General features: G+C 56.0%; 27 protein-coding genes and 2 riboswitches. Of the genes, 6 read left to right on the plus strand and 21 right to left on the minus strand.

Annotation, left to right across the window (positions count from 1 at the left end; all coding sequences use genetic code 11):
• The first annotated feature begins 12 nt into the window (after positions 1-12).
• Genes WHJ28_RS06300 through WHJ28_RS06310 form a run of 3 tightly spaced genes read left to right on the plus strand, consistent with a single transcriptional unit; the run spans position 13 to position 2,824 of the window.
• A complete protein-coding gene (locus tag WHJ28_RS06300; RefSeq protein ID WP_340040739.1) occupies positions 13-1,551 on the plus strand; it encodes an ABC transporter ATP-binding protein in 1,539 nt (512 codons plus the stop codon).
• Positions 1,526-2,227 (plus strand): energy-coupling factor transporter transmembrane component T family protein, encoded by a 702-nt coding sequence (locus tag WHJ28_RS06305; RefSeq protein WP_340040741.1) that lies wholly within the window; start codon positions 1,526-1,528, stop codon positions 2,225-2,227. The genes WHJ28_RS06300 and WHJ28_RS06305 overlap by 26 nt, the downstream gene beginning before the upstream one ends.
• Before the next feature lie 18 nt (positions 2,228-2,245).
• On the plus strand, positions 2,246-2,824 hold the full coding sequence (locus tag WHJ28_RS06310) for an MptD family putative ECF transporter S component (RefSeq protein WP_340040743.1): 579 nt from the start codon (positions 2,246-2,248) through the stop codon (positions 2,822-2,824).
• A 131-nt stretch (positions 2,825-2,955) separates the two neighbouring features.
• Here the strand turns inward: WHJ28_RS06310 and WHJ28_RS06315 are convergent, their stop codons facing one another.
• The 12 genes from WHJ28_RS06315 to WHJ28_RS06365 all read right to left on the minus strand — a co-directional run bounded on the left by WHJ28_RS06315 (position 2,956) and on the right by WHJ28_RS06365 (position 10,653).
• On the minus strand, positions 2,956-3,114 hold the full coding sequence (locus WHJ28_RS06315) for a hypothetical protein (RefSeq protein WP_340040745.1): 159 nt from the start codon (positions 3,112-3,114) through the stop codon (positions 2,956-2,958).
• Positions 3,115-3,340: 226 nt separating this feature from the next.
• Entirely contained in the window at positions 3,341-3,598 is a 258-nt protein-coding gene (locus tag WHJ28_RS16495) for an ATP-binding protein (protein ID WP_425461107.1), read from the minus strand.
• Positions 3,484-4,608: a sensor histidine kinase gene (locus WHJ28_RS06320; protein WP_340040747.1), complete on the minus strand. Its 1,125-nt coding sequence runs from the start codon at positions 4,606-4,608 to the stop codon at positions 3,484-3,486. Before WHJ28_RS06320 ends, WHJ28_RS16495 begins: the two co-directional genes overlap by 115 nt.
• 4 nt (positions 4,609-4,612) lie before the next feature.
• On the minus strand, positions 4,613-4,888 hold the full coding sequence (locus WHJ28_RS06325) for a winged helix-turn-helix domain-containing protein (RefSeq protein WP_340040749.1): 276 nt from the start codon (positions 4,886-4,888) through the stop codon (positions 4,613-4,615).
• A gap of 112 nt (positions 4,889-5,000) precedes the next feature.
• On the minus strand, positions 5,001-5,336 hold the full coding sequence (locus WHJ28_RS06330; protein ID WP_340040751.1) for a response regulator: 336 nt from the start codon (positions 5,334-5,336) through the stop codon (positions 5,001-5,003).
• A gap of 18 nt (positions 5,337-5,354) precedes the next feature.
• Entirely contained in the window at positions 5,355-5,774 is a 420-nt protein-coding gene (locus WHJ28_RS06335) for a DUF2871 domain-containing protein (protein ID WP_340040753.1), read from the minus strand.
• A 13-nt stretch (positions 5,775-5,787) separates the two neighbouring features.
• Positions 5,788-6,453, minus strand: a complete 666-nt coding sequence (locus WHJ28_RS06340; RefSeq protein WP_340040755.1) for a hypothetical protein — start codon at positions 6,451-6,453, stop codon at positions 5,788-5,790.
• 3 nt (positions 6,454-6,456) lie between these two features.
• The gene (locus tag WHJ28_RS06345; RefSeq protein WP_340040757.1) at positions 6,457-6,909 is read right to left on the minus strand and encodes a hypothetical protein; all 453 of its coding nucleotides are present in this window, start codon (positions 6,907-6,909) and stop codon (positions 6,457-6,459) included.
• 69 nt (positions 6,910-6,978) lie between these two features.
• On the minus strand, positions 6,979-7,536 hold the full coding sequence (locus WHJ28_RS06350; protein ID WP_340040759.1) for a TetR/AcrR family transcriptional regulator: 558 nt from the start codon (positions 7,534-7,536) through the stop codon (positions 6,979-6,981).
• A gap of 335 nt (positions 7,537-7,871) precedes the next feature.
• Entirely contained in the window at positions 7,872-8,741 is an 870-nt protein-coding gene (gene sdaAA / locus WHJ28_RS06355) for an L-serine ammonia-lyase, iron-sulfur-dependent, subunit alpha (protein WP_340040761.1), read from the minus strand.
• 12 nt (positions 8,742-8,753) lie between these two features.
• Positions 8,754-9,422, minus strand: a complete 669-nt coding sequence (gene sdaAB / locus WHJ28_RS06360; RefSeq protein ID WP_340040763.1) for an L-serine ammonia-lyase, iron-sulfur-dependent subunit beta — start codon at positions 9,420-9,422, stop codon at positions 8,754-8,756.
• Positions 9,423-9,426: 4 nt separating this feature from the next.
• Positions 9,427-10,653 carry a dicarboxylate/amino acid:cation symporter gene (locus tag WHJ28_RS06365; RefSeq protein ID WP_340040765.1) on the minus strand — a complete coding sequence of 409 codons (1,227 nt, stop codon included), beginning with the start codon at positions 10,651-10,653 and terminating at the stop codon, positions 9,427-9,429.
• 160 nt (positions 10,654-10,813) lie between these two features.
• Between WHJ28_RS06365 and WHJ28_RS06370 the strand changes: the two genes are divergently transcribed.
• Complete coding sequence (locus tag WHJ28_RS06370; protein ID WP_340040767.1) at positions 10,814-11,722, plus strand: LysR family transcriptional regulator; 909 nt, start codon at positions 10,814-10,816, stop codon at positions 11,720-11,722.
• Between the two features lie 81 nt (positions 11,723-11,803).
• On the opposite strand, the gene WHJ28_RS06375 is transcribed toward WHJ28_RS06370, so the two are convergent.
• The 4 genes from WHJ28_RS06375 to WHJ28_RS06390 are packed head-to-tail and all read right to left on the minus strand — an operon-like array spanning position 11,804 to position 13,572.
• On the minus strand, positions 11,804-11,941 hold the full coding sequence (locus WHJ28_RS06375; protein ID WP_340040769.1) for a hypothetical protein: 138 nt from the start codon (positions 11,939-11,941) through the stop codon (positions 11,804-11,806).
• On the minus strand, positions 11,938-12,234 hold the full coding sequence (locus WHJ28_RS06380; protein ID WP_340040771.1) for a toxin-antitoxin system toxin subunit: 297 nt from the start codon (positions 12,232-12,234) through the stop codon (positions 11,938-11,940). The genes WHJ28_RS06375 and WHJ28_RS06380 overlap by 4 nt, the downstream gene beginning before the upstream one ends.
• Positions 12,218-13,309 (minus strand): RNA polymerase sigma factor sigma-70 region 4 domain-containing protein, encoded by a 1,092-nt coding sequence (locus tag WHJ28_RS06385; protein ID WP_340040774.1) that lies wholly within the window; start codon positions 13,307-13,309, stop codon positions 12,218-12,220. Before WHJ28_RS06385 ends, WHJ28_RS06380 begins: the two co-directional genes overlap by 17 nt.
• A complete protein-coding gene (locus WHJ28_RS06390) occupies positions 13,306-13,572 on the minus strand; it encodes a hypothetical protein (protein ID WP_340040776.1) in 267 nt (88 codons plus the stop codon). Before WHJ28_RS06390 ends, WHJ28_RS06385 begins: the two co-directional genes overlap by 4 nt.
• A gap of 288 nt (positions 13,573-13,860) precedes the next feature.
• On the opposite strand from WHJ28_RS06390, the gene WHJ28_RS06395 reads away from it, so the two are divergent.
• A complete protein-coding gene (locus tag WHJ28_RS06395; RefSeq protein WP_340040778.1) occupies positions 13,861-15,141 on the plus strand; it encodes an L-cysteine desulfidase family protein in 1,281 nt (426 codons plus the stop codon).
• Positions 15,142-15,199: 58 nt separating this feature from the next.
• On the opposite strand, the gene WHJ28_RS06400 is transcribed toward WHJ28_RS06395, so the two are convergent.
• Genes WHJ28_RS06400 through prfB form a run of 3 tightly spaced genes read right to left on the minus strand, consistent with a single transcriptional unit; the run spans position 15,200 to position 19,007 of the window.
• Positions 15,200-16,732 (minus strand): O-antigen ligase family protein, encoded by a 1,533-nt coding sequence (locus WHJ28_RS06400; RefSeq protein WP_340040780.1) that lies wholly within the window; start codon positions 16,730-16,732, stop codon positions 15,200-15,202.
• 19 nt (positions 16,733-16,751) lie between these two features.
• Positions 16,752-17,858: a glycosyltransferase family 4 protein gene (locus tag WHJ28_RS06405; protein ID WP_340040781.1), complete on the minus strand. Its 1,107-nt coding sequence runs from the start codon at positions 17,856-17,858 to the stop codon at positions 16,752-16,754.
• 27 nt (positions 17,859-17,885) lie between these two features.
• The gene (gene prfB, locus WHJ28_RS06410; protein ID WP_209346275.1) at positions 17,886-19,007 is read right to left on the minus strand and encodes a peptide chain release factor 2; all 1,122 of its coding nucleotides are present in this window, start codon (positions 19,005-19,007) and stop codon (positions 17,886-17,888) included.
• Between the two features lie 406 nt (positions 19,008-19,413).
• A riboswitch (glycine riboswitch) is annotated at positions 19,414-19,501 on the plus strand.
• 3 nt (positions 19,502-19,504) lie between these two features.
• A riboswitch (glycine riboswitch) is annotated at positions 19,505-19,587 on the plus strand.
• Positions 19,588-19,708: 121 nt separating this feature from the next.
• Between prfB and WHJ28_RS06415 the strand changes: the two genes are divergently transcribed.
• Positions 19,709-21,076: an alanine/glycine:cation symporter family protein gene (locus tag WHJ28_RS06415; protein ID WP_340040783.1), complete on the plus strand. Its 1,368-nt coding sequence runs from the start codon at positions 19,709-19,711 to the stop codon at positions 21,074-21,076.
• A gap of 38 nt (positions 21,077-21,114) precedes the next feature.
• Here WHJ28_RS06415 and WHJ28_RS06420 read toward each other — a convergent pair whose 3' ends face one another.
• A complete protein-coding gene (locus WHJ28_RS06420; RefSeq protein WP_340040785.1) occupies positions 21,115-21,840 on the minus strand; it encodes a peptidoglycan DD-metalloendopeptidase family protein in 726 nt (241 codons plus the stop codon).
• A gap of 143 nt (positions 21,841-21,983) precedes the next feature.
• Positions 21,984-23,873 carry an S-layer homology domain-containing protein gene (locus WHJ28_RS06425; protein WP_340040787.1) on the minus strand — a complete coding sequence of 630 codons (1,890 nt, stop codon included), beginning with the start codon at positions 23,871-23,873 and terminating at the stop codon, positions 21,984-21,986.
• Positions 23,874-23,879 lie beyond the last annotated feature (6 nt).

Here is a 23,879-nt window from a genome sequence, read left to right on the forward strand (position 1 = left end):
TGATCTATCCGAATGAACGTAAAACAAATCGTACTGGAGGATGTGAGCTTCCAGTACGAGAATCAGAAAAAGCCGAGCATCGACCATGCCAGTCTCCATGTTCACGCCGGGGAGTTTCTTGTTCTCACGGGAGAAAGCGGCTGCGGAAAAACCAGCCTGACCCGCTGTATCAATCACTTAATTCCCCATTTTTATGAGGGTGATTTGCAGGGGACGGCGCAGGTTTTGGGAAAGGATATTCGCCTGACCTCCGTGGGAGAGGCCGGAAAACGAATTGCTTCCATTTTTCAAGACCCAAGAAGCCAGTTCTTTACCACCAACAGCTCCTGCGAGGTGGCGTTTGCCTGTGAAAACTACGGCGTACCCCATGAAGAAATGGTGCGCCGTGTAGAAAATGCCTTTTCAACCCTCGGCATCCAACATCTTCGTGAGAAAAATGTGTTTGATCTATCCAGCGGAGAGCGACAGAAAATTGCTTTTGCCGCCGCACTCACCTTACAGCCGGATATCTTTGTATTGGATGAACCATCCGCCAATCTGGATATTCAGTCCATCTACCAGATTCATGATATTTTATTGCGGTTAAAACAACAAGGGCATACCGTGATCCTGTCGGAACACAGATTGTTCTATCTGAACGATTTGGCTGACCGCTTTATCCGCATCGAACAGGGCAGGATTGCGGAAGTGTTCACCCAGCAGGAAATGTCACGGTTGACCGCCGCACAAATGGAGGAGCGCAGACTGCGTACCTTCGATTTGAAAAGCGTTTCCTATGGGAAAGAAACTGCGGACGCCAAAGGCAATGCGTCGGTTACGCTTGCTGTTCAAAAGCTATGCTTTGCATGGGATAAAGGAAACGACCTGCTGCAAGATGTTTCTTTTCGGGCATCGGGCGGCGAAGTGATCGGCCTTGTGGGAAAAAACGGAACCGGCAAAACCACGCTTGGAAAGGCGCTTTCCGGGCTGATCCCTTTTCGGTCAGGAACGATTTTGTACAACGGGAAAAAGGTCAAAGGCAGCAAACTTTCAGATCAGGTGTATTTCGTCATGCAGGAAGCAGACCATCAGCTATATACAGACAGTGTGGAAGCGGAGCTGCGGCTGGGGCATAAAAAAACGCCGGAACTGGAAGAAAAAATCACAGAGATCCTGAAATCTCTACATTTGGAACCATTCCGAACGGTACATCCTTATGCCCTTTCCGGTGGGCAAAAGCAGCGTGTGACCATCGCTGCGGCGCTGCTTTCCGAAAAGCCGGTCATTGTCCTGGATGAACCCACCAGCGGGTTGGACTATACCAATATGCTGGCTGTATCCGCTGCGATTCAAAAAATGCAGGCAATCGGAAAGCTGGTCATTGTCATTACACATGATTTGGAGCTGTTGAGCCTTGTGGCAGACAGGGTATGCCTGCTCTCCGGCGGTGCTCTGCTGGAAGACAGGAAGGTCAAAGATACAGAAACCCTGCAAGGTATCCGAAGGTTCATGGAGGAAGATATGCAGCGGACAGGGGGTGAAGCCGATGGGAAACGGCTCTATACCACATAGAAAAGGTTTTTACTACGACCCCAGGCTGAAGATTCTGCAAATCCTGCTGACCACACTCCTGGCTTTCGCCCTGAGCGGTGAATATACGGGGGTTTTCCTGTTCGCTGTTGTCGTTGTGTTTGTACTGGCAAATGGGCTGTATGGCGTTGCGACAAAATTTGCGGCGGTTTATACGCTTCTCTTTCTGGTTGCCCAAATCGTGCCTTTGTTTTTTACTTCGATGATCCACCTGTTTTTCCTGCGGATCATCAGCATATCCCTTTCCATGGTGATCCTCTATCAAACCACCGACATTACAGAGCTGATCAACGCATTGCAGAATATGCGGCTGCCCATGTGTATTGTATTGCCGTTTGCCATTATCCTGCGTTTTATCCCGTCTTTGCGGCAGGATATTACTTATATCAAACAGGGAATGCAGACAAGGGGGATCGGCCTGACGCCCAGGCAGCTTCTCTTACACCTCGTACAGGTCTACGAAGGTTTTCTGGTGCCGCTTCTCATGCGGGTGCTGATGACAGCCACGGAGCTTTCCGCCTCTGCCGAAACCAGAGGGATCAGCTTTCCCTGTCAGAAAACGCACTATCGCAATATTCGCTTTGGGGCCAAAGATACTGTGATTCTTTTTGGTATGATGGTTCTGTATACAGCCATTATCATATACTCATTTTTATGATCAAAAGGAGGAGTTCCGATGAATTCAAAAAAGTTTCAAGCCAAAGATCTGGTCGTTACCGCACTGCTGATGGCCTGCGGCTTTGTGCTGTATGCGCTCTGTGCGCTCCTGGCAATGACGCCTTATACGATGGTACTGGTTTTGCCTGCATGGTCGATCCTTGCAGGTATCACCTATTTTCTTGTGGCGGTAAAAACCAAAAATCCATTTATGCTGTTCATTTATACCGCTGTGATGGGAATGATTGATTTTTATATTCCCTGCATTCTTTTGTGTATTACTGCCGCTGCCATAAATCTTCTTGTTATGCGTAAAAAAGATATTTGCAAAACCAGTACATTGACATTGGGATGGGTCCTTACCACACTGGCGCTCAGCTTTGGCGGAATGTATGTGCCGTTTTTGTTTATGGCCTCTCAAACCATGGAACTGTATGCAGATAGTTTTGGAACGGAATATCTGCAAATCCTGACAAATATGACAACACCGTGGTTTGCTGTTCTGATGCTTGCTGTGACTGCCCTTTGTGCTCTATTGGGTTCTTTCATTGCAAATAGAATGCTCAAGAAGCATTTTGAAAAAGCAGGCGTGGTGTAATCAGGTATCCGTCTCCGTTTCTTCCACTGAAGATGGATGCCTTTTCATTTCAAAATGATTCCGTTTATATGCCAGTTCCCATGCCAACTGGAACCCGCAAAGGAAGCTGTCCATAGAACGTTCCTCTGCAATTAGGCCCTGTGCGTCCATGACCCGAGCACCAGTTTTCTCCTAGGTTTTTCCAGACGCTCAATGAGTTTCCCGTGATAAGTTTCAATTCCTTGTTCAGCCTCTGACATGGATAAAGCGGTATGAAATCTGTTGTACAGTAATTTCAATGTATCGTTCATGTGTCCCGCCTCCCTGCAGCAAGACACAATACCACAGGTAGGCTAAAAAGCCACTGCAAATTCATAGAATCTTATGCTTTCGTATGTTCACTTTTACTGCGCGCCTCCTTGTTGGCTTCCTTACCAAAGCAGTATATAAGGCGCACCTTTAAGAAAGCTATAATGGCAGATCAGAAAAATGAAAAGCCTTCGGAGTATTCCGAAGGCTTTTACTCAGGGGTTCTGGTTAAATGCGTTCCCAGCGGATGGTAAATGTAGTCTTTTGGTTTGGCTCACTGCATACGGGCAAGGTTGCTCCCATCTGTTCCGCAAGGGACTTGGCAATGGACAATCCCAAACCGTAACTGCCTGTGTGTTTCCGGGAATTATCTACCCGATAAAAGCGGTCGAAGATTTTATCCATATGCTCTGGTGGGATTCCTTCTCCCGTATTGGAAACTGTAAGGATTGCATATTTCCTCTGGCGATGCAGGCAGACCTCAATGGTCCTCCTGTATTTGTATATTTGCAAGCATTATCCAGCAAAATCTGAATCGCCTGTTCCGCTTTATCCAGGTCGCCGTCCACAGAAACGTCTGTCTCAATTTGCTGCTCAAGAGAAACCCCTTTTTCATATAGCATAGTCTCAACAGACAGAAGGGTGCGCTCCAGCAAATTGCTCAGGCAGATCGGTTCCAGCTTTACCGCTTGCTCCGTCTGGTCGGCACGTGCAAGCTCCAGAAGTTCTGTCACCAGCTTACTCATGCGCCCGGTTTCATGGGAAATGTGATCCAACCATTTTTCCTGGCTCTGGATGGTTTTCTGCTTATTTGCCTGCAATGCCTCCAGGTTGGCGCGGATCGAAGCCAGCGGAGTTTTGAGTTCATGAGACGCATCCTGAACAAACTGCTTTTGCTTATGATAGGACTGCTCGATAGGAACAACCGCCCGTTTTGCCAACAGGATACTGATTCCCAGCATAGCCAGCAGTGTCAGGACGCCTACGCCTACAAAAGCGGCCAATAGTTCCAGTAAACTTTGCTTTGACACTGTAATGTCCAAAAACGCAATCTGGCTGAATTGCTCAATGGTGGCGTCCTCGGAAGTGGACTCCACCTTCGCATAGGCAGGAGTCCTTGAAAAGAGGAACCGCCGCCCCTCCAATTCAATTTCTCCTTCTTTACGCCCGTTGGTCTGTTGGATGGCCTGGTTAATCCACTCCCTGGATAGTGCGCCAAAAGAACTGTCAAAAACCGATTGATTTTGTTCATCCACAATCACGCCAAAGGCATCGGCATACTCCTGGGCAACTCCAACTATTTGGAAAGAATCACTTCTTTCATTGGCTTCTTGGTAGCGAAGGGTAGTGGAATGAATATTCTCCAGTTTCAATAGATTTTGCTTTTGTATTTGATAGGCAGTAATCAGATAAACGGCGGCGAAAGAAAGCAAAAGCACTATCGACAGCATTGCCATGTTGGTGAGGATAAAACGGTGTTTCAGCTTTTTGAACATATGCTTACCTCCCAGCCCGCAGTGCATACCCCATTCCGCGGACTGTCTCGATGGAGGTATCAGTCCCCAAAGCCTTTAATTTTTTTCGCAAAAATGAGATGTAGACCTCCACATGGCGATCCTCGGCATCACTGTCAAACCCCCAGACCTTCTCAATGATCCGGTCTTTTGAAATCACGCCGCCTCGCGCGTCCATCAACATTTCTAAAAGTTGGCTTTCTTTCAAGGTGAGTTTAAATGACTGGTTTCTGCAATAGAGAGACAGGGTGTAAGGATTCAAATATATATCCCCAAACGCACACCCACTCTGAGCAGAAATTTCCTGTTTCCTCCTGGCCAAAACCCGCAGTCGGGCCAACAGCTCCTGCATTTCAAAGGGCTTTGTCAGGTAATCATCCGCCCCCCAAGTCCAGCCCGGTCACTTTGTCCTCCGTCTCACTCTTGGCGGTAAGCAACAGGACGGGGACCGCAATTTTTTCCTGGCGAATTATTTTCAGGATTTCCAAACCGCTGTGTTCCGGCAGCATAATATCCAGAATGATACTGTCATAGATACCAGAAAGCGCACAGTCCAGGCCGTATGTTCCGTCGTGAGCCAGATCGACGGTATAATTGTTTTTTTCTAAAACTTGTGCCACAGCCTGCGCCATATATTCTTCATCTTCCACCAGCAAGATCCGCATATTCGGCCGCCTCCTTTCTGAAATCAATTCAGTATAGCGGTCCAACCTTTAAGAAACCTCAAATCAAACCTTCGCAGCGGATACACTGTGCTTGATCTGCATCAGTACAAGCACCAGACTGACACCCAGCAGGATATGACCGATCCCGGCAATACCGGAAATCGCCGCACTCATACCAGAGGAAAGGGCAGTTCCCAGCACCTGGGTCACGCCCCGTACCACAAACATCACCACAGTCAGATTTAGGCCAATCTGATAGACCGTCAGGATCCGCCCGGTATTGGGTCCGGTGAAAGAAAAGTTCTTTTCCAGCAGGAGCAACAGCAGGAAAAACACCATACCCAGCAGGAAGTAGTGGGTATGCACCACCCCCAGGGTGGTTTTGGCGGTAAAGCCGTTGAACTTGGTAAACTCCCGATAAAACACGCCTCCCACCATAGCAAGGACAGCGTACAGCAGAGCCAGATTCATATATCGTTTCATGTTCATTCCTCCTTTATTTGCATTCCTTCTTCATGGCGAAGTAACCAATCAGAACCGTCCACACATAGGCACAGGTCTTGGGAATCATCAGCATCCCGATCATAGGGATGGTATCTGCCCACAGCACCACCGGGATGTAAAAGCCAAAGCTCAACACGATGGTCAGCCACATCCATCGGAATGCCCGATCTTTACACTCCTTTGCGCTGCGATAGAACAGCACGATCACCAGGAGACCCAGCAGAGCAAAGGGAATGTTGCGGTAGATGCCCCAGGAGAGGGGCGCTTCCGCGCTGAGCCACTGATTCTGCGGCATCATGCACAGGGCGATCCGCACACCGGCCAGGACATACACGGCAGCCGTCAGGCCATTTCGGCCTTTGATCTGATACCGCTGCCGCCACACATAGTAGAGCAGCACATAAAAAATGGTCATAGTGACCGAGGTAATCCATTTACCCAGCCCCAGAGGGACGATATAGTTTTCCAGTCCAGTGGTACACAGGGCCAAGGCCCGGGGAATCAGGTGAAAGGAATCGCCTGCTCCCAGCACCACAGCCATCCAGCCAAACAGCTTGAACTGGCTGTCTCGCTTGCTTCCCCGGATCATCAGTACGCCGATGGTAATGACGGAAATCAGATAGACCGTATCAAACAGGGTTTCTACTATTGCTTGCATCCTTTATTCTCCTTTATGCTCAGTTTTATTTTGAACGCTGGCACCGGCCAACACGGCTTTACCAAAGTTACGGCCAAACAGTAATCCGGCCAGCAAAAGGGAAGCCCCCAGACCGGTATAAAAGACGGCGATAAACCGCTCAGGCGCCAATCCGCTCACCCGCAGACCGATTCCACCGGACATCATGACCGCCATGATAGCGAAGGCTTTTTCATCAAAGAATTTGAGAAAGAAATGGCGCTCCTCCCGATAGCCTCTGATTCTGGCTGTATGCTTTTTCACCAGCTTTCCAAAAATAAATCTCTGAAACACAGCAAAAACCAGGGCAGACAACAGGAAATTCAGCACAGATCGATAAGGCTGGTATGCAATCAATCCAATGCGAAGAATGTTGAAGCCCGCCGCGCTCCATACCAGACAGGCCAGGAGCAACAGGGTATTTCGTTTTACTTTCATAGGCGTACTCCTTTTGTTGAACAAGGTTCAGTTTCCGGGTTAAAAAATTCCCACCCCACAGCGGGAATTTTAATAAAGGGTCCTGCGGACAATTTCCAGCACAGCGTTTGGATCATAGTCCTGGCGCAGTAGAGCGGACAGCATCAGGGAAAAGAGGACGTCTGCAAATTTTTCAACTGTAAATTGCTGGGTAAACGCACCAGGGCGAATTTTGGTATCCTGCTTCAAGACGGCGCTCAGGCCCTCCAAAATATGCTGCCAGGTCTGCTGCATTCGCCGTTTTCCGTCCGGCTTATCCTCCCGCATGAAGCCCAGAGAATGGAGGGTGAAGAAACCGGGATACTGTTTGCAGCCGTATTCCATTCTCCCATACATCCAGATAATACAGGCCTGCGTGTCCTGAAACACAGCTCCATCTTCCGGGCGGTGAAAAATTTCGCACCAGACACTTTCCACCGTAGCTCCCACCAGCGCCGCTTTGGAATCAAAATAGTTATAGATAGACCCCACAGATACACCGCAGGCCGTAGCCACAGAGCGAATGCTGACTGCGGACCAACCCTGCTGCTGGATCAGTTCCCGGCTGGTTTTTAAAATCTCTTCTTTCGATGTTACAACAGTATTCATCCGATCACCTCAATATGAACGACGTTCATTATAGGGCGTGATATGTGGTTTGTCAATTAAAAAATATCTTGGGTGGAACCAAACTTGTCTGAGACCTGAGATAAAACTATAATTTATACAGTCCCGTGTCAGTTCAATGGTCATTTCCATCCATCAAAAAAACTGACTTGAAAATAGCCGCAAGCCAATTTCTTTTGGCTTGCGGCTATTTTCTCGTTTGACACTTTTGGGCCAGACACCCCAGGGCCTCTCTCAATCGGTCGTTCTTGGGTTAATCTCAAGAAGTCCTTATGAGGAGTAGCCCTTGAGCGGCCATTTTATTTGATATTAAGTGATCAACTGCAGCATCCACACCGCTCACAGGCAGAAGGGGTAGCTGCACAGCCGCCCAGGGCGGTCTCCCGCAGCTCAACAGGCAGGTGGCGGCCCACCCGATACATAGCGGCCAGCATCTCGTCAAAGGGGATCAGCTGCCGGATGCCGCTCAATGCGATCTCGGCGGCCACCAGTGCGTTTGCCACACCGGCGGCATTGCGGTTCTGGCAGGGGTACTCCACCAGACCGCCCACCGGGTCGCACACCAGCCCCAGCATATTCATCAGCACAGTGGAAGCCGCGCTGAGACACTGCTCCGGCTCGCCCCCCATCAGCTCCACGGCGGCGGAGGCGGCCATAGCGGCGGCAATACCCACTTCAGCCTGACAGCCGCCCACAGCACCGGCCACGGTGGCATTCCGCATGGCCAAATAGCCGATAGCGCCGGCGTTGAACAGCCCATCCACGATCCGGGCATCTGAAATATGGTAGGTCTCCTGAAGGGCCAGCAGCAGACCGGGCACCACACCGGAGGACCCGGCGGTGGGAGCCGCCACGATCAGGCCCATGGAGGCGTTGACCTCCAGCACAGCCATGGCATAGGCAATGGCTTTCTGCAATACTGGACCGCAGATGTCCTTCTTTTTGGCGGCATGGGCGGCAAGATGCTTGGCCTCTCCGCCGATGAGTCCGCCCATGGAGCGGACAGGGCTGGTCAGCGGAATGGTAGCCGACTCCCGCATGATCTCCAGCACCCGGTTCATCCGCCGTGTGACCGTATCCACCGTGGTCTCTCCCAAAATACATTCACGGCGGCGCATGATCTCGGAGATGGGACACCCCTCCTGCCGGCAGAGCGCCAGCAGTTCATTGGCATTTTTAAACTCCATGTTCCCGCCTCCTTATGACTGAACGATCATAACGTCCCGGATATAGGGGTTAGCCCGCAGCTCCTCATCAATGCCGTCGGGCAGGGTGCCATCCGACTCGATGATGCTGTAGGCGGTATCTCCCTTGCCCTCCCGGAACAGCCGCATAAAGGCGATGTTCACGTTGCGGTCACTGAGCACCTTGGTAATATGGGCCACCACACCGGGCTTGTCCTGCTGGACCACCACCACCGAGGCGTATTCGCCGCTGAAATCCACACGGACGCCGTTGATGCGCACGATGTGCATCTTGCCGCCCCCCAGGGACTCGCCCCGAACCGTCATGACCTCTCCGGCAGCATTCTCCATACGGATATCCACAGTATTGGGATGGATGTCGGTCTCCACCTCATTGGGCGTGAAGGAGAAGGCCAGCCCCCGCTCATTGGCGATGCGGAAGGAGTCACGGATACACAGATCATCGGTGGAGAACCCCATGATGCCGCCCAGCAGGGCCCGGTCAGTGCCGTGGCCGTGGTAGGTCTTGGCAAAGGAGCCATACAGGGTAAAGTCCACCTGCTTCAGCGGCGGGGCAAGCAATTTGTGAGCCACGTTGGCAATGAGCACAGCGCCGGCAGTATGGGAACTGGACGGGCCAATCATATTGGGTCCCAGTACGTCGAATACGCTGATGAACGACATAGAATCACTCCTCCGAGGCGGCGGGCGCCTTTAGAATGAACTTCTGGTAAATGGCGTTGACAATGGTGCCGATGGCGTTGTCACCGGATACGTTGCAGGCGGTGCCAAAGGAATCCTGCGTGATATAGAGGGCCACCATGATGGCACAGATGGGGCCGTTCACGTCGCCGGCCTCGGTACCGAACACCATATAAAGGAAGGGCAGCGCAGTCATAATGGAGCCGCCGGGGGCGCCGGGGGAAGCCACCATGGCGATACCCAAAGTCATGATGAAGGGCACCACAGTACCCAGGCTGATGGGCAGCTGGTACATCAGACAAACGGCAGTGGCACAGGCGGTGATGGTGATCATGGAACCGGCCATGTGGATGTTGGCGCACAGAGGCACCACAAAGTTGCGGATCTCCTCCAGGATGCCGTCCTTCTTGGCACACTCCAGGTTGACAGGGATGGTGGCGGCGGAGGACTGGGTACCGATAGCGGTGGCATAGCCGGGGATCTGGTTGCGGATGAGCGCAAAGGGATTCTTCTTGGATACCGCACCTGCCACAAAAAACTGGATGCAGATATAGATCAGGTGCATGGCGATGACCACCAGGAACACCTTCCACAGGATGCCCAGAATGGCGAAAGTCTTTCCAGAATAGGTCATATTGGTGAAGGTGCCGCAGATGTACAAGGGCAGCAGGGGAATAATGACCTTGTGCAGCACCTTGTCAATGATGGCGGAAAAGTCCTCCATGCCGTGATAGAGGCTGTCGCCGATCTCCTTGCCCCGCATGGTGGACAGGCACAGGCCCAGCACAAAGGCCAGGGTAACGGCAGACAGGGTGTTGAGCAGGGGCGGGATGGACAGGGAGAAGTAGCCCTCCAGGGAGACGTCGGCGGTGGCAGCGATCTGGTCCAGGGCACCCTCGCTCATAAAAGAGGGGAAGAGATTGGAGGATACCAGATAGGAAGCGGAACCCGCCACCAGTGTGGAAAAGTAGGACAGGAGCACGGTGATGATAAGCAGTTTGCCAGCGCCGCTGCGCAGGTTGGCAATGCCCATGGTCACATAGGCCACAATCATCAGCGGGATGATAAAGGACAGGAAGGTGCTGAAGATAGAGGAGCAGGTTACAATCACACGATTAAACCACTCCGGCATAAAGCTGCCAAACAGGATACCAATGATAATCGCCAGGATAAGTTTGGGAATCAAGCCGATTTTGATACGTTTCTGTTCCATACAGATTCCTCCTTTGACGTTCTCCATTTTGTCTATTTTCCTCTTGACTTTTTAGAGGCTTCAGTATAACATTGCACAATAATTAAATCAAACAAATCTAATTTATTAGATAGTTGAATTTTATTAATAACAGGCAAGAAAGACAGAAGGAGGGCTTGGTATGGAACTGCGTCAGCTGACCACATTTGTACGGGTCGCCCAGTTTCAGAGCTTTTCCAAGGCAGCCGCCAGTCTGGGGTATTCCCAGTCGGCGGTAACTGTACAAATCCGCCTGCTGGAGGAGGAGCTTGGGGTCCGGCTCTTCGACCGCATGGGAAAGCGGATCGCTCTGACAGGACAGGGCCGGGTCTTTCTGGACAGCGCCATTAACATTATGCAGGACGTGAGCAAGGCTCGGTTGTCCGTAGCCGGATCGGGGGAACTTCTTCAGGGACAGCTCCATATCGGCACGCTGGAGTCCCTATGTTATGCCAAGCTTCCTGGGATCATCCGGAATTTTCGGGTCCAGCATCCCCAGGTCAACTTGCAGATCACCACCGGCATTCCGGAGGAATTAATCTCCAAAATGGAGCGTGGAGAACTGGACATCATCTATATTTTGGACGAACCCCTGTACAACAACGGCTGGTGCAAGATGCTGGAGCAGCCGGAGGAGATGGTGGTGGTGGCCTCCGCCTCTCTGGGGACAGAGCTCAGCGGTACATCCCACAAGCTGGTGGATCTGCTGGACAAGCCCTTCTATTTGACTGAGCGGGATGCCAACTACCGGCGTCTGCTGGACCACCGCCTGGCTGCCTTTGGCCAGGCCATTACCCCCGCACTGGAGAGCAGCTATGCCTCTTTCCTGCTGCGGGTTTTAGAGGAGACGGAAGGGCTTTCCTTCCTGCCCCGTTTTCTGGTGGAGGAGCCGGTACGCCAAGGAAAGTTGTCCATTGTGGATGTCAGCGACCTCAAAGCGGTGATGTACGGCCAGATCTTCTATCACCGTGAGAAATGGGCCACCCGGGAAATGGAGGAGTTTGTCCGTTTCTGTACATCCGCTCAGACGTCGGCCCCCACCGTTCTTTGAGCCTATAAAAGATAAAACAGCCACCCTGTGCATTGCGCCTATGGACGCAATGCACAGGGCGGCTGTCTGTGTCATGATGTTCTATTCCGCTTTCTCCGTCTGACCCAGAATGGCCGCGGCTTCCTCCGCCGTCAATTTGCCCGCCTCTGCCAGGGCCTGTATACGCTGCTCATCCCACAGTCTGGGATAGTAGCTCTTGGCCAGTTCATATACGTTCACAATTCCACCCCCGTCATAATGGCCAGATAGTCCAGATCCGCCCGCAGCCGTTCCAGCTCTGTGGGCTCAGGCTCCGGGGCAGGTCCCGGCTCCGGAGCCTGGCCGGGAGTCAGGCCCACCAAAACGCCATTGCGTATGTCCAGCTCACAGTAGCCGCAGCAATCCCAGGCCGCTTTCTCCAGCTGGGGCGGTACTGAGATCCACCCCTCCAACCAGCACTCCGTCCGGTGACTCTGGCTCTGCAAGCCGTGGCCGCCGTCTTCTCTGGCCTCAATTTCAATGATGGTCAACATCCAGATCCCTCCTCATCCGTGTCAATAAGTGATACAACAGCTTGCGAAGCCATGATTTCCTTTCCTGCCGTCCTCCCCCCTGCCCTTTCAGCCAGGCCAGCAGCCGGCCACTGCTCCAACTGTCACTCCGGAAATCCGGAGCAGGACCTCCCACCTCCACCGTACGCACCTGTCCACCCCGGACAAATCGCAGCAGCCGGTCTTTTAGCTGGATGGGCACAGGCTTGGGTGTTGTTTTATTCCACTTCCGGTAAGGCCGTCTCTCCCGGGGCTTCTCCTCTGGAGGCAGGTCGTTGAAGTGGGCCATGAGCCGCTCCTCCAGGCTGTCCAGCCCCCGCACCTCTACTTCTGCCCCCAGAACCAGACTCTCCAGCCGCTTCAGGCCGCATCGAATGGACCGCAGTACCGAGGCGTGGTCCACCCCCAGCAGGGCGCCGATCTCCCGCAGGGAGAGCCACTCCCCGTAATAGAGATACAGATAGGTCTGCTGCCGGAGGGTGAGCCGGTCCAGCACCGCCTTCAGCACCGACCGCTTCCCCAGATCCACCACCAGAGGGCCTCCCTCTTGACCGCTCAACAGCTGATAGAGGACTTTGGCATCCGCCTCAATGCGGCGCTGTCCCCGCTGCAGCGTACGGCATACGGTGGAGCGGTTCCGGCCCACATCCCGGGCCACCTGGGCCTGGGGCTTGCCGTCGCCGGTACCTGCAAGATAGACTTCCTGAACATCCGTGAGCCCCGTCCGGGCCGTCCGTACCGCCAGACGCATTTTATCCTGTTCAGTGGGGCCTTCTGATACCTCCGCGCTTTCTACCTCTGCCCAGGTCTGATACTGCATCCTGTCCCACCGCCAGCCATCCCCCCCGGCCCAAGTGGTGCCCCGACTGATCCTGTGCCGGGGCATCAGTTCCCGCAGCTGCCGGGCACAGTCCGTCAGATCCTCCTCCGTCCGGGCCAGTTCCAGCCGTAAAGCCTTCTTCTCTCTTCCCTGCGCCCCGTCCAGCTCAGTTTGAAGGGCGGCCTTCTGCTTCCGCAGCACCCTGACCCGTTCTCTGATCTCTCTGGCACTGCTCATCGCTTCTCCTCGTTGACCCGGGGCGCGATCAGGTCGGCAGTGGTATATTTCCCGCTTCTCGGCCGGGTGTAGTATTCCTCCGACAGCTGCCGCAGCTCCCGCATCTCCCGCAGCATCTCCCGCAGCATCAGGATCTCCCGGTTGGTCACCTGCCGCTCCGCTCCCTCCTGGCTCTCCAGGCGCTCTTTTGCCGCCTCCAGCCTCAGTCTCAGCCGGGCGGCCGCCTCCCGATACTGCCCGGATAATTCCTGCAATTTGGCCATCCCGTTCACCTCCTTTTTTACCGGCGCGGCCGTCCCATCCCTGTATCGCCCCGCTCGCTGTTGGAAGAGTCTTCATTTTCTCTTCACTTTTAGCGGTTCCACCCCCAAAAGTTGGACGGCAGCATACACCGAAGGAAAAAATTTTTTAAATTCCAAACTTCCGTCAAAATAGGGAGGTCCCTTCCTGAGATGGAAAGGACCTCTTTACAACAGCGGAAAGGTCGGATATCATGTAGATAACAGGAAAAAGCGCGCTCCCTTGGGAGCCGCGGGAAGGAAGAACCGTTCATGAAGAAAAGCGATCCCCACTATCAAGCTTACCTGCAGATTCTGCGGGAAGAGCTGGTCCCCGCCATGGGCTGCACCGAGCCCATCGCCCTGGCCTATGGCGCGTCGGTGGCCCGCCGGGCCCTGGGCTGCCTGCCCGAGGCCGTGTCCGTGCAGGTCAGCGGCAACCTGATCAAGAACGTGAAGAGCGTCATCGTTCCCAACACCGGCGGGCTGAAGGGTATCCCCGCCGCCGTTACCGCCGGACTGGTGGCCGGCGACCCGGACAAGGTACTGGAAGTCATTTCGGTTGTGACGGAGGAGCAGAAGGCGGAAATAGCAGACTTTCTCCAGTCCCACCCCATCGGGGTCCATCTGGCCGACACCCCCCTGACTTTCGACTATACCATCACCCTCACCGGCGGTGGCCACACCGTCACCCTGCGCATCGCCAACTACCACACCAACATCGTGCTGCTGGAGAAGGACGGAATAAAGGAGATTGACATTCCGGTGAAGGGAGAGCAGGAGACCGCCCTCACCGACCGCTCCATTCTCTCCATTCAGGAGATCGTGGACTTTGCCGACAGCGTGGATGTGGATGACCTGCGTCCCATGCTGGATCCCCAGATCCAATACAACATGGCCATTGCGGAGGAGGGTCTGCTCCACGCCTACGGGGCCAATGTGGGCAAGGTGCTCATGAGCACCGAGGCCTCCCTGGAGCGGCGGGCCCGGGCCAAGGCGGCCGCCGGGTCGGATGCCCGGATGAACGGCTGCGAGATGCCGGTGGTCATTGTCTCCGGCAGCGGCAACCAGGGCATCACCGCCTCAGTGCCCGTCATCGAGTACGCCCGTTCTCTGGGCATTCCCGAGGAGCGGATGTACCGGGCGCTGGCGGTATCCGACCTGTGCACCATCCACCAAAAAACCTACATCGGACGCCTGTCCGCCTTCTGCGGCGCGGTAAGCGCCGGAGCGGGGGCGGGCGCCGGTATCTGCTATCTGCTGGGCGGCGGTTACGATCAGGTGAAGCACACTATCGTCAACGCCCTGGCCTTCCACTCCGGCGTGGTGTGCGACGGGGCCAAATCCAGCTGCGCCGCCAAGATCAGCATGGCGGTGGAGGCCGGTATCTTCGGCTATCAGATGTACCAGAACGGTCAGGAATTCCGCACCGGCGACGGCATCATCAGCGATGGCGTGGAGCTCACCATTCAGAATATAGGCGAGCTGGGCCGCCAGGGTATGCGGGAGACCGACCATGTGATCCTGGAAATGATGACCCGGGAGCCCTGCTAAACAACAAAAGCACAAAAAAGCGTCTGCCGAGGCAGACGCTTTTTTGTGCTTATATTCGTTATGCCTTTTTCTGTTCCTGTCTGACCAGCTTGACGCAGGCGGCGATGACGCCGAAGAGGAACCAATAGGTGAACATATTGCGGGGATAGAACCAGGTATACTCGGCTACGCTCACCACCAGGATGCCGCAGAAGGCGCCCAGGGCTGCCGCCAGCATCCGCTTGGTGCGCTTGTCCAGAGCGGCCCGGAAGGCCTTCACGCCGCTCTTGAGCTGGTAGAGCAGCAGGGCCAGGAAGGAGATCACGCCCCAGATACCCGTCTCCGCCCACATCTGCAGGTAATTGTTGTGGGTGTGGATGGGATAGGTGCCGTCAAAGTTGGTGGGATAGGTCTGGAATACCTCTTTCATCACGTCGGTACCCAGTCCGATGCCCTTGACCCAGTGGTCCTGCATCAGGTTGCTGGTGGTATTGTAGATCTCAAAGCGATACTGGGTGGAACTGTCCTGAGTGTTGGTGATGGTAAGGATCCGGTTGTAGATGGTCTCGGGCAGGAAGGGGATGGCCAGCAGTCCGGCCACGATAAACAGGGGCACCCACCGCCAGTCGGTGAGGGCCAGGAACACCACCACCGCCAGGGCCAGACCGATCCAGCAGGAGCGGCCGTAGGTAAGACCGATGGCCACCACGCCCACGCACAGGGAGAGCAGGGAGAGGATCTTCCCCCGCCAGCGGGAGTTAAGGAAGAGGGCCAGATCCAGGGGCAGCAGCATCACCAGCTGTTCGGCAAAGTTGTTGGGATTGTCAAAGAAGGAATAGATACGGCCGGGCATACCGGCGTTGACGGTCATATCCTGCTGGGAGGCCACTACCTCCACGCCGATATATCCCTGATAGCAGCCATAAATGGAGGCGATGGAGATGCCCAGCACCGCCAGGGCCACCATCAGCTGGAGCTGCTCATACTTCCGCACGGTGCTCACCACCAGCAGCACCAGCAGGAACGCGGTGATGTGGAAGGCGAAGAAGCGCATGGACAGGCGGGTGGCAATGGACCCGGCCAGGGCAATGCAGATGAAGGCCATATAGAGGCTCATATAGGGCCCCAGCGTATCCAGCTCCAGCCGGTCCTTGGCCCGGGAGGCGCTGCCGATGATGAACAGTCCGGTGACGGCCACCGCGCCCAGCAGACCGTAGGTATTGTTCCACATCTCATGGGGGGCCACCAGCATCACCAGCATGAACAGGCCCAGGAAGAAGAATCCGGCCCCACCTACAGCCCCCAGGAAGCGGCAGAACAGGCTGCCGTCCCAGACCGGGCGGCCGATCTTGTAGAGCCACTTACAGATGGCGCACGGGATGTTGATGATGCCGGTAAAGAGCTGACAGGACAAGCTGTCCGGCCAGGCCTTGGGGATGGTCCCCTCCCGCCAGGCAAAACGGAAGAGAACGCTTCCCCGCAGCTGACGGGTAAACCACCGCTCCAGGCCCGCACAGGCCCGTCCGGGCAGACTGCCCGCCCAGGCCTGCCGGATTCCCAGCCAGAAAGCCAGGAAGAAGCGAAGAAACAGGCTGTTTTTTGCGATAGACATCAGGTTTTACTCCTTGGAATCAGTCGTGAAGAGCTTTTTCGTACACACCATAGGTAACCTTGGCCATCTTGTGGATCTCGAACTTCTCCTCGATGGTCCGCAGGGCATTCTCCCGGCAGGCCGCGCTAAAATCCGGGTCCTCCAGGAACCGCTTCATGGCCCCCGCCATGGAGTCGGGATCGTCGTAGGTCACCAGCAGGCCGCAGCCCGCCTCGTCATTGACAATGTCCGAATTGCCGCCCATATCGGTGGCGATCACCGGCAGGCCGGCGGCCATGGCCTCGATGATGAGGAAGGACAGGGCCTCATGCTGAGAGGAGTTGACATACAGATCGGAGCCCTTGTACAGGTTCTTGATATCCTTGCGGAAGCCGATGAACTTTACCTGCTCCTCCAGCCCCATCTCCTTGACCTGAGCCTTGGAGGGCTCCAGTAGGGGGCCGTCTCCCGCCAGTACCAGGGTAAAGGGCTTGTCCGTCAGTTCGGTCAGCCGCTTCACCGAGTCAATCAGGTACTTGTGTCCCTTGTCGTCGGCAAAGCGGGAGGCGCACAGCATGACAAACCGGTCCTCCGGCAGGCCCAACTCGGAGCGAAGGGTGGATTCCGAGCGGTCCCCCGCCCAGGCTTCCAGATCCACCGCGTTGAAAATCACCTGGATCCGGTCGCCGCTCCAGCCGTTGGCAATGAGCTGCTCCTTACCCTTGTTGCACACGGCGATCATCTGATCCTGCCGCTTGTCCATCCAGCGGTTGGACAGACGGGTAATGAAATCATTGGCCAGGACAAAGTGGTTGGTATATACCACCCGGATCTTTTTGTTGTACTTTTTGGCCAGCAGGGCGGTATAGTGTTCCCGCAGGTAATGGCAGTGGATGAGATCGATGTCCCACTCCCGGCACAGGTCGGCCAGGGCCTTGGCGGCCCCCTTGTCGAACCGGCGGCGCATGGTGACCTGTCGGCAGGGGACTCCCATGGCCTCCAGCCGCTCCACCAGCAGCCCGCCCTCGTTATAGGCAAAGAAGGGCTGCACCAATCCGTCGGCAGAGAGGTACTTCACCAGAGTTTCCACATACCGCTCCGTCCCCGCCTTACCCGCATAGTTGAGCAGATAGAGTACCTTGCGCATGGCAAATTCTCCTTTTCCTTCGGCGGATCACTTTTCCGCCCAGTTGCCGGTAGCCTCCGCCTTCAGATAGGCATTAATGAAGCCGTCCAGATCGCCGTCCATGACACCGTTGACGTTGCTGGTCTCGTAGCCGGTGCGGTTGTCCTTCACCAGCTGATAGGGCATGAATACATAGGATCGGATCTGGCTACCCCACTCGATCTTCAGCTGCACGCCCTTGATGTCGGAAATCTTCTCGGCGTGCTGCTGCATCTTCAGCTCCACCAGCTTGGCCCGCAGCATCCGCAAACAGGTGTCCTTGTTCTGGAACTGGCTGCGCTCGGTCTGACAGGACACCACAATGCCGGTGGCATGGTGGATCAGACGAACAGCAGAGGAGGTCTTGTTGATGTGCTGACCGCCGGCGCCGGAGGAACGGAACACCTGCATCTCGTAGTCCTCGGGCCGGATCTCCACATCGGCGTCCTCGGGCAGGTCGGGCATAACCTCAATGGCGGCAAAGGAGGTCTGCCGCCGGGCGTTGGCGTCAAAGGGGGATACCCGCACCAGCCGGTGCACGCCGTGCTCGCTGCGCAGATGGCCGTAGGCGTTCTCGCCCTCGATGAGGATGGTGGCGCTCTTCAGACCGGCCTCATCACCGTCCAGATAGTCCAGGGTCTTGCAGGTGAAGCCGTGTCGCTCGGCCCAGCGGGTATACATCCGGAAGAGCATCTGTGCCCAGTCCTGGGCCTCGGTGCCGCCGGCGCCGGCGTGGAAGGTGAGGATGGCGTTGGAGTTATCGTACTCGCCGGTGAAGAGGGTGGACAGCTTGGCCTCCTCCATATCGGCCTGCAGCTTGGCAAAGCCCTCCTCCAGCTCGGGCACCAGGCTCTCGTCCTCCATCTCATTGCCCAGCTCGCACAGGGTCATCAAATCCTCCCACTGGCTCTGGCGCTTCTCCTGACCCTCGATCTTGTCCCGCAGGTTCTTCACACGCTGCTGCACCTTCTGGGCCTTCTCCAGGTTGTCCCAGAAGCCGTCTGAGGCGGACTCCGACTCCAGCATCTCGGCCTCCCGCCGGGCAGCCTCCAGACCCAACGCCTGCTCCAGCTCCTCCAGCTCGGGCCGCAGGTTGTTGAGCTTTACCTTATATTCATCAAACTGTAACATAGATCCACTCTCATTTCCGTAAAATAGCCATATTATTATACCCAACGGCAGGGCCGATGTAAAGAGAAGGGCACCAAAAAACCGCCCGAAGGCGGGCGGTTTTTATCGGCTGCTGGCGGACCAGGCCGGATCGGCACAGAAGATCAGATCATCTACGTCTCCGCTGGGACCGGCGGGCTGAATGGTATCATCATGCGGGTACTGCTTCATTTGACTCCCTCCTTCCCGGTGATGTACATATCAGTATATGCCCACCGGCATGGAAAATGTGTACGTTTCTTGTCGCAGGAATTCCTCTTTTTTCCATCCCGTTCCGGCAGTCTGGAAGGGCTTGACAAAGGGCCCATCCCGTGCTATAGTTCTGCATATCAAATCGGATGGACATTCGTCCGCCGCATAGCGACAAAGGAAGTCCACAGGAAAAAGCCGACGGCTTGCCGAAGGAGCAAAACTCTCAGGCGTTTCCCCCGGGAAATGAGGACTGTGGATGGATGTGGCTCTGGAGAAGTCCCCCCAGCGGGGATGCCGAAGGTGCAACGCGCCCCCACGGGGCACGAATCTCTCAGGCAAAAGGACAGAGTGAAGGACAGCGGCATCCGGTGTACCGGATGTCTTTCTGCTTGTATTTCAGGGCCAAACCGCAGTGCGTGCGGTTTGGCCCTTTTCTTTGCCGCAATCCCAAGAGACGAGGAGAGAGTACAATGGAATGGATCGAAGGACTGGTGGGCGCGGTCAACACCGTGCTGTGGGACTATGCGCTGCTCTTTTTGCTGGTAGCCACCGGTATTTTCTTTACGGTACGTCTGGGTTTTATCCAGCTGCGTAAATTCGGCGAAGGAATGCGCCGGCTGTTCGGCGGCTTTTCCATGAAGGGCGCGCGGGCGGGCAAGGAGGGTATGTCCTCCTTCCAGGCCCTGACCACCGCCATTGCCGCCCAGGTGGGCACCGGCAACATCACCGGCTGCGCCACCGCCCTGTATTCCGGCGGCCCCGGCGCTATTTTCTGGATGTGGCTGTCTGCTTTCTTCGGTATGGCCACCATCTATTCCGAGGCCGTGGTGGCCCAGAAATTCCGCACCACCGACGCCGACGGCCATGTGACCGGCGGCCCCCTCTACTACATCCGGGCGGCCTTCCGGGGCAAGTTCGGCAAGTTCCTGTCCGGCTTTTTTGCTATCGCCATTATCCTGGCCCTGGGTTTTATGGGCAATATGGTCCAGTCCAACTCCATCGGCGACGCCTTCCACACTGCCTTCGGCATTCCCAAGCTGGTGGTAGGCGTTGTGGTGGCAGTCATTGCCGCCTTTATCTTCCTGGGCGGTGTGCGGCGCATCGCCTCCTTCACCGAAAAGATCGTCCCCATCATGGCCTTTTTCTACATCGTAGGCTGCATCATCATCCTGTGCATCAACCACGAAACTCTGCTCTCCGCCCTTCGCTCCATCTTCGTGTGTGCCTTTGACCCCCAGGCGGTGTTTGGCGGCGCTCTGGGTCTGAGTATGCGGGAGGCCATGCGGTACGGCGTGGCCCGGGGTCTGTTTTCCAACGAAGCCGGTATGGGCTCCACCCCCCACGCCCACGCTTTGGCCAAGGTGGAAAAGCCCCAGGATCAGGGTATCATCGCCATGATGGGCGTGTTTATCGACACCTTTGTGGTGCTCACCCTGACTGCCCTGGTCATCATCTCCTCCGGGATGCTTCAGCCTGTGAACGGTCCCCTTCAGGGCACCGCTCTGGCCCAGGCCGCCTTCAATGCTGCCTTCGGCTCCTTCGGCAACGCCTTTGTGGCCATTTGTATGCTGTTCTTTGCCTTCTCCACCATCATCGGCTGGTATTTCTTCGGCGAGATCAATGTGAAGGCCCTTTTCGGAAAGAAAGCCACCAGAGTATACGCTGTTATCGTGGTGGTGTTTATCGTGATCGGCTCCACACAGAAGGTAGACCTGGTGTGGAACCTGTCGGATATGTTCAACGGTCTGATGGTGCTGCCCAACCTGATTGGTCTGCTGGCGCTCAACGGCCTGGTGGTCAGGATCACCCGCGGCTCCGGGGATCAGCTGCATCGCTGACAACAAAAAGAGCGCGCTGCACAGCGCGCTCTTTTCCGTTATCCCTTCAGCAGTTCCATGGGGTCCACACTCTGGCCCTCCCGCTCCACGCTGAAATGCAGATGGCTGGCCAGGGCACTCTCGGCAATAGCGGTATTCCCTACCGAGCCGATGATGTCACCTACGGCGACCTCATCCCCCACCTCCACCGTGGGAACGGAGGCCAGGTTGGCGCAGGTAGTGGTCAGGTCGCCGCCATGGTCGATGACCACGGTGGTGCCCAGCATCACATCCTCCGTTACCTCAACCACCACACCAGAGGCGGGGGCCCGGACCTCTGTGCCGGCAGCGGCGGCAATGTCCACACCAGCATGGGTGCGCCAGTCCGCCATGGTCACATCATAGGCCAGGGTCTCCACGCTGTAATTGGTGAGCACCTCTCCCCGCACCGGCCAGGTGAGGGAGGTGGGCGCGCTCTTGGGCGTGGGGGTGGGCTGGACTGTGGCCGAGGGTGTGGCGGGGGCTACGGCGGGAACCGTGGCGGTAGGCCTGGGGGTTGCGGTCACAGTTGGCTTCACCGGCATCACGCTGGCGGCCGGGGTAGGGGCCGGGGTCACCGTGATGCTGGCTGTACCGCCCACGGGCTGCTTCTCCTGCTCCCCGGTGAGGGAGGAAAACAGGAACCAGCCGGAGATCCCGATGGCCGCAATACAGAGAGCCAGGACGATGTAAAATCCCTTTCCCTCGATAAAGTCGCTGAAATGGTGGTAGAATGATTTTTTCATACGCTTCAGCACCTCCGATCCTTATTTTGGACAGGCCGGAGAGGGCTTATACACATTGCTCGGAAATTTCTGTATTCTAAATGATAACCCCCGCCCCGCAGAGTATATCTGACTCTGCGGGGCGGGGGTATTTCTTCTGAGGCTTACCGGGCCACGATCACGCGGATCCGGCCGCCGGCGCTCTCGCTCTTGTCGCACCAGCCGGTGAGGGTATAGTCTCCTTCCGTCACCTTGGACAGGCTGGAGAGCAGATACTCGCCCTTATCATAGACGTAAACCACCACCTGCTCGGAAAGAGCATACTGTCTCCGGTCGGTGCCCACGGCAAAGTTCCCGCTGACACTGACGCTGTCCAGCTTCTGCTCATTCAGGCTGTACAGGCGCTCCACATTGGTATCACTGTCCATCTTGACCTGGCAGGGGCCGGTCTTCAGATTGTAGATTTTGGAGTCGGAGCCAAACACCAGCTCCTTACCGCCCACATCATAAGTATAGGCGGAGGAGATCTGGAAGCCGCCGGTGGGCAGGCTCACATTGACCTCATTCACATCGGTAATGATGCCATACTGGTGCAGATCGCCGGTCACATCGTTGAGGATCAGATGGCTGATCTCCCCGTCGCTGTTGAGGGCATAGTAGCGCACCATGCTGCCGGTCAGTTCCACCCCCGCCAACCGGCTGGGATAGACCCGCACCGGTGTACGGGATTCATAGGTATCAATGATCTGCACATCGTCTGCCAGCACATAGCCGCCCAGCTTGCTGCCGTCGGAACCGACCTTGCCGGTCAGCTTGACGGTGCTCAGCCGCTTCACCTGGACGCTGCTGTCGCCGGTGATGACCTGGACCAGGTCCCCCTCCTCCAGGCTCTTTTCGCTGCACTGGTAGCGGTAGCTGCTGCCGTCGGTGGCTGCCACCGTCACCGTGCGGGCGGTATAGGAACCGTTATTTCCGTCATCATAGGGCAGGTTTTCCACTTTGGTGATCACACCGTAAATCAGCGTGCCTTCGCCGGGCCCCTCACCCAGGGCGGCCACGCCGCCGTTGCGGCCCAGCAGCAAGGTGACCTGATCGCCCACCGCATAGCTGCCCAGGTCGGACAGCGCATAGGCGGCGGAGGTGGTCTCAATGGCATAGGTTTTGCCCGCCACTGTCACCGAAGTGGGCGCGGAAGCGGAGGGGCTGAGGGCCTCCAGGGTACCGGTGGCCTTATCTGAGTAAGCCCACACCGTCCGCATGGATTTGGACCAGTAGAGCACGTCCTGGGCCTGTATGCTGCCCAGTGTGGCCGCCTTGCTGTTGCGGTATACCGTGGCAGCGGAGGCATTAAAGGGCAGGGCACCCTGCCAGTTGGCGGAGGCCACCACCGGCCCCTCCATGGCAGAGTTGATGAGAGCCACCCGGTCCAGTTCGCCGGCCGCATTCACCAGATTCAAGGTGGGTTCCAGCACATTCAGGTGGTAGACCCCCTCCTTGTTCTTGGTAATCATCAGATTGTAAAACAGGTACAGGGCGTCCCGCCGGGTCATGTTCTCACTCTGAGCGCAATTTACGCCCTCGTCCAGATCCAGGGCCCGGTACTGAGCCATCTGACCGGCGGGCCAAACCCCGGTAAAGTCGCTGTCGGTATAGCCCAGCAGCCGCAGTACCATAGTGACCCCTTCCGCCAGGGTGATCTTCCGGTCTGGGTTGAAGTTGCCATACAGATCTCCCTGAACCAGGCCCAGGTCCACAGCGGCTTTCACATAGGGAGCCGCCCAGTGGGTCTGGGGCACGTCCGGATAGGGCTTGACAGCCACCGTATCCCCTACCGTATCCCGGCTGGTGGAGGCAGCCACTGTCATTTTGGTGAATTCCGCCCGGGTGATGGTGCGGTCCAGAGCCAGATCACCATTTTCGTCTCCTACCATAATGTCCAGCGCGGCCAGTACCTGGGCAGCCTCCTCCTCGGCCGGAGGGGCCGCCAGCGCCGCAGGAGCCAGTCCCAATACCAAAACCAGGGCCAGCAGTCCGGATAACAGTCTATGTTTCATCTTTTT

Source organism: Flavonifractor porci (genome assembly GCF_037572415.1).
Taxonomy (GTDB): Bacteria; Bacillota; Clostridia; order Oscillospirales; family Oscillospiraceae; genus Flavonifractor; species Flavonifractor porci.

Excerpts from the sequence above, each read along its gene's own strand:
- WHJ28_RS06300 (WP_340040739.1), top strand. The coding sequence starts at position 13 with ATGAACGTAAAACAAATCGTACTGGAGGATGTGAGCTTCCAGTACGAG.
- WHJ28_RS06305 (WP_340040741.1), top strand. The coding sequence starts at position 1,526 with ATGGGAAACGGCTCTATACCACATAGAAAAGGTTTTTACTACGACCCC.
- WHJ28_RS06310 (WP_340040743.1), top strand. The coding sequence starts at position 2,246 with ATGAATTCAAAAAAGTTTCAAGCCAAAGATCTGGTCGTTACCGCACTG.
- WHJ28_RS06315 (WP_340040745.1), bottom strand. The coding sequence starts at position 3,114 with ATGAACGATACATTGAAATTACTGTACAACAGATTTCATACCGCTTTA.
- WHJ28_RS06320 (WP_340040747.1), bottom strand. The coding sequence starts at position 4,608 with ATGTTCAAAAAGCTGAAACACCGTTTTATCCTCACCAACATGGCAATG.
- WHJ28_RS06335 (WP_340040753.1), bottom strand. The coding sequence starts at position 5,774 with ATGAAACGATATATGAATCTGGCTCTGCTGTACGCTGTCCTTGCTATG.
- WHJ28_RS06340 (WP_340040755.1), bottom strand. The coding sequence starts at position 6,453 with ATGCAAGCAATAGTAGAAACCCTGTTTGATACGGTCTATCTGATTTCC.
- WHJ28_RS06345 (WP_340040757.1), bottom strand. The coding sequence starts at position 6,909 with ATGAAAGTAAAACGAAATACCCTGTTGCTCCTGGCCTGTCTGGTATGG.
- WHJ28_RS06350 (WP_340040759.1), bottom strand. The coding sequence starts at position 7,536 with ATGAATACTGTTGTAACATCGAAAGAAGAGATTTTAAAAACCAGCCGG.
- sdaAA (WP_340040761.1), bottom strand. The coding sequence starts at position 8,741 with ATGGAGTTTAAAAATGCCAATGAACTGCTGGCGCTCTGCCGGCAGGAG.
- sdaAB (WP_340040763.1), bottom strand. The coding sequence starts at position 9,422 with ATGTCGTTCATCAGCGTATTCGACGTACTGGGACCCAATATGATTGGC.
- WHJ28_RS06365 (WP_340040765.1), bottom strand. The coding sequence starts at position 10,653 with ATGGAACAGAAACGTATCAAAATCGGCTTGATTCCCAAACTTATCCTG.
- WHJ28_RS06370 (WP_340040767.1), top strand. The coding sequence starts at position 10,814 with ATGGAACTGCGTCAGCTGACCACATTTGTACGGGTCGCCCAGTTTCAG.
- WHJ28_RS06380 (WP_340040771.1), bottom strand. The coding sequence starts at position 12,234 with ATGTTGACCATCATTGAAATTGAGGCCAGAGAAGACGGCGGCCACGGC.
- WHJ28_RS06385 (WP_340040774.1), bottom strand. The coding sequence starts at position 13,309 with ATGAGCAGTGCCAGAGAGATCAGAGAACGGGTCAGGGTGCTGCGGAAG.
- WHJ28_RS06390 (WP_340040776.1), bottom strand. The coding sequence starts at position 13,572 with ATGGCCAAATTGCAGGAATTATCCGGGCAGTATCGGGAGGCGGCCGCC.
- WHJ28_RS06395 (WP_340040778.1), top strand. The coding sequence starts at position 13,861 with ATGAAGAAAAGCGATCCCCACTATCAAGCTTACCTGCAGATTCTGCGG.
- WHJ28_RS06400 (WP_340040780.1), bottom strand. The coding sequence starts at position 16,732 with ATGTCTATCGCAAAAAACAGCCTGTTTCTTCGCTTCTTCCTGGCTTTC.
- WHJ28_RS06405 (WP_340040781.1), bottom strand. The coding sequence starts at position 17,858 with ATGCGCAAGGTACTCTATCTGCTCAACTATGCGGGTAAGGCGGGGACG.
- prfB (WP_209346275.1), bottom strand. The coding sequence starts at position 19,007 with ATGTTACAGTTTGATGAATATAAGGTAAAGCTCAACAACCTGCGGCCC.
- WHJ28_RS06415 (WP_340040783.1), top strand. The coding sequence starts at position 19,709 with ATGGAATGGATCGAAGGACTGGTGGGCGCGGTCAACACCGTGCTGTGG.
- WHJ28_RS06420 (WP_340040785.1), bottom strand. The coding sequence starts at position 21,840 with ATGAAAAAATCATTCTACCACCATTTCAGCGACTTTATCGAGGGAAAG.
- WHJ28_RS06425 (WP_340040787.1), bottom strand. The coding sequence starts at position 23,873 with ATGAAACATAGACTGTTATCCGGACTGCTGGCCCTGGTTTTGGTATTG.